The organism is Streptomyces sp., assembly GCF_031178505.1.
Classification (GTDB): Bacteria; Actinomycetota; Actinomycetes; order Streptomycetales; family Streptomycetaceae; genus Streptomyces; species Streptomyces gulbargensis.
The window spans coordinates 1-3363 of the sequence record NZ_JAPSIW010000752.1; the positions used below are offsets into that span (position 1 = coordinate 1).

A 3363-nucleotide genomic window follows, 5' to 3' on the forward strand; every position below is an offset into this window, starting at 1 on the left:
CGGACGGTCGGCATGAACAGCTGGTCGTCGGGGTCCTGGAAGACGATGCCGACCCGGCGGCGGATCTCGGCCATGTGCCGCTTGCCGACCGGCAGACCGGCGACGGTGACGGAGCCCGCGCCGGCGGCGAGGATGCCGTTGAGGTGCAGGACGAGCGTGGTCTTGCCGGCGCCGTTGGGGCCCAGGAGGGCGACCCGTTCGCCGCGCCCGACGGTGAGGTCCACACCGAAGAGGGCCTGGTGGCCGTCGGGGTAGGCGTAGGCGAGGCCGGTCACCTCGAGCGAGGGCGGGAGCGGGGCGGTGCGGGTCACGGGGTCCGTCCGAGGAGGCAGATGAGGCAGATCAGGAGCGCGGCGAGCGGGAGGGCGGCGGCGCGCGCCCACTCGGCCCGGGTGGCGGGCGTCTCGTCGAGGACCGGCAGGGTGCCGGTGTAGCCGCGGCTGACCATGGCGAGGTGGACCCGCTCCCCGCGCTCGTACGAGCGGATGAAGAGGGCGCCCGCCGAGCCGGCGAGCACGCCCCAGTGGCGGACGCCCCGGGCCTCGAAGCCGCGCGAGCGGCGGGCGACGGACATGCGGCGCATCTCGTCGGTGACGACGTCCCCGTACCGGATCATGAAGGAGGCGATCTGGACGAGCAGCGGGGGCATCCGGAGGCGCTGGAGGCCGAGGAGCAGGGCCCGCAGGTCGGTGGTGGCGGCGAGGAGCACGGAGGCGGCGACGCCGAGGGTGCCCTTGGCCAGGACGTTCCAGGCGCCCCACAGGCCGGGGACGCTCAGGGGGACGCCGAGCAGCTCGGTCCGCTCGCCGGGCACCACGAACGGCATGAGCAGCGCGAACGCGACGAACGGCACCTCGATGAGCAGCCGCTTGAGCAGGAAGCCGGCCGGGACGCGGGCCGCGCCCGCCACGCCCGCCAGGAGCAGGGCGTACAGGGCGAAGGCCCAGACGGCCTCGCGGGGCGTGGAGACCACGACGACCACGAAGCCGAGGACGGCGACGAGCTTGGTGTGCGGGGGCAGCTCGTGGACCGGCGAACGGCCGGGCCGGTGGAGCCGGTGGGCGTGCCCCGCGCCCACCTCAGGCGTCCGCGGGGGTCTTGCGGCGGCGTGCGGCCCAGAAGACGCCGGTGCCGGCGGCGAGCGTGACGCCCACGCCGATGACGCCGGCGAGGCCGCCCGAGAGGCGCTCGGTCTCGACGCCCTCGACGCCGTAGTCGGCGAGCGGGGAGCCGGCGGCGGCGTGTTCCTCGGCCTTGGCGTCGATGCCCTGGTCGGCGGCGACCTTCTCCAGGCCGTCGGGGCTGGCGGAGGCGTAGAAGGAGACGACCCCGGCGAGGACCAGGGCGGTGACGACGCCGCCGATCCACAGCTTCTTCGGCGAGCCCGACGAGGCCGGCGCGGTCGCCGCGGTGCCGGCGGCGGGCCGGGCGTCGACGAGTTCCCCGCCGACGCGGAGCTTGAGCGGGGCGGTCAGGCCGCGGGCGCCGTACACGAGGTCGGGGCGGACGGCGAGGACCGCGCCGACGGTCAGCATGGTGATGGCGGCCTCGCCGACGCCGATGAGGACGTGCACGCCGAGCATGGCGGTGAGGACGGTCCCGATCGGTACGTCGGTGGTGCCGCCGACCGCGTAGAGCAGGGTGAAGGCGGCGGCCGAGGCCGGCACGGAGACGAGCGCGGCGACGAAGGCGGCCGCGGTCACCGAGCGGCGGGCGCGCGGCAGGACGAGGACGAGTCCGCGGAAGAGGGCGTAGGCCACGGCGACGGTGACGACGCCCATCACGGTGATGTTGACGCCGAGGGCGGTGAGACCGCCGTCGGCGAAGAGGAGCCCCTGCATGAGCAGGACGACGGCGATGCAGCAGACGCCGGTCCAGGGTCCGACGAGTATCGCGGCGAGCGCCCCGCCGAGGAGGTGACCACTGGTTCCGGCGGCGACCGGGAAGTTCAGCATCTGGACGGCGAAGACGAAGGCGGCGACCAGACCGGCGAGCGGGGCCGTGCGCTGGTCGAGTTCGCGGCGGGCTCCGCGCAGGCTGACGGCGACGGCGCCGGCGGCGACGAGACCGGCGGCGGCCGACACGGGGGCGTTGATGAATCCGTCAGGTACATGCACGCCCGAATGATGGACGCTGCTGCAAAGCACTTGCAAGAGCGCACGGATCACAGAACGGCACGGAGTGGCGTGCGCGACACCGGGGCGGCGCATGCGCGGCGCGCGCTCCGGGAAGGAGGACCTGTACGGGAGGGATCGAAGAGGCCGAAGAGGACCGAACGTGAGGAGCTCTCCGATGGACCCCGCGGATTCCGCGGAGGGGCACGCCGCAGGCGGCCCCGCCGCGCACCACCTCCCGCCGGCCGGCCGCCCGGTCGAGGACCGGGCCCGGGGGCGGATCGTCAGTGACGCCCCCCTCTCCCGTCCCGTCCCCGTCGCCCTCCGCTTCGACCCGGGCTCCTCCCCCGCCACCGTGCGCTTCGTCTTCCCCGGCGAGGTCGAGTGGGCCTTTCCGCGCGCCCTGCTGGAGCACGGGATGCGCGTGCCCGCCCACCGGGGCGATGTCGCGGTGTGGCCGTGCGGGCGGGTGCAGACGGTCGTGGAGTTCCACGGCGAGGACGGCGTCGCGGTCGTCCAGTTCGACACCGCGGCCCTGGTCCGTTTCCTGCGCCGCACCTACGCGGGCGGTCGCGGCTCCGAACGCTCCGCCCGTGCGGAACCGGCGCCGACGGGCTCCACCCGTACCGACGCCGCCCCTGCCGAAGCCGTGGCCCGGCGCAGCGGCGCACGGACGCCGTCGGCGCGTCACTGACCACCGGCCGGCCGGAGCACCACCCCGGGCACGTGGCCTGCCCGGCGTCCCGCGACGCACGGACGCCGCCGGCGCGTCGCTGAACGACACGCCGACGGCGTCCTGCCGCGTCGGTTCCCCGTCCCCACAGGTCCCGGCGCGGTCCGGGGCACGCCCCCCGCTCAGGGGCCGCCCCGGGGTATCGGGGGCGGGCGCGGGCCTTCGGAAGCGGGACCCGCGCCCCTGCCGGTCAGGCCTTCACGAGGTCGGCCTCCGGCCTGCCGGCCGCGGCGTCGCGGGCGGCGGCCAGGCCCTCGCCCTCCACGTCCACGTTGGGCAGCGCCCGGTCGAGCCACTTCGGCAGCCACCAGGCCTTGGCGCCGAGGAGTGCCAGGACGGCCGGGACGATCGCCATGCGGACGACGAAGGCGTCGAAGAGGACGGCCACGGCCAGGCCGAAGCCGATCATCTTGACCATCTGGTCGGACATCCCGATGAAGCCGGCGAAGACCGCGATCATGATCACGGCGGCGGCCGTGACCACCCGGGCGCTGTGCCGGAAGCCGGTCACGACGG

General features: G+C 75.5%; 5 protein-coding genes. 1 reads left to right on the forward strand and 4 read right to left on the reverse strand.

Annotation, left to right across the window (positions count from 1 at the left end):
• From RIF68_RS31715 to RIF68_RS31725, 3 genes are all read right to left on the reverse strand, one after another.
• Positions 1–311, reverse strand: a 311-nt coding sequence (locus RIF68_RS31715) for an ATP-binding cassette domain-containing protein (RefSeq protein WP_309054716.1), incomplete at its 3' end; no start/stop codon positions are given.
• Positions 308–1078, reverse strand: coding sequence for a cobalt ECF transporter T component CbiQ (gene cbiQ / locus RIF68_RS31720; RefSeq protein WP_309054717.1), 771 nt, complete (start codon positions 1076–1078; stop codon positions 308–310). The genes RIF68_RS31715 and cbiQ, both read right to left, overlap by 4 nt.
• Before the next feature lies 1 nt (position 1079).
• A complete protein-coding gene (locus RIF68_RS31725) occupies positions 1080–2117 on the reverse strand; it encodes an energy-coupling factor ABC transporter permease (protein WP_309054718.1) in 1038 nt (345 codons plus the stop codon).
• Positions 2118–2292: 175 nt separating this feature from the next.
• On the opposite strand from RIF68_RS31725, the gene RIF68_RS31730 reads away from it, so the two are divergent.
• Positions 2293–2808: an SsgA family sporulation/cell division regulator gene (locus tag RIF68_RS31730; RefSeq protein WP_309054719.1), complete on the forward strand. Its 516-nt coding sequence runs from the start codon at positions 2293–2295 to the stop codon at positions 2806–2808.
• A 229-nt stretch (positions 2809–3037) separates the two neighbouring features.
• Here the strand turns inward: RIF68_RS31730 and RIF68_RS31735 are convergent.
• Positions 3038–3363, reverse strand: a 326-nt coding sequence (locus RIF68_RS31735; RefSeq protein WP_309054720.1) for an MMPL family transporter, incomplete at its 5' end; no start/stop codon positions are given.

Coding starts and splice junctions, on each gene's coding strand:
- RIF68_RS31730 (WP_309054719.1), top strand. CDS start 2,293: ATGGACCCCGCGGATTCCGCGGAGGGGCACGCCGCAGGCGGCCCCGCC.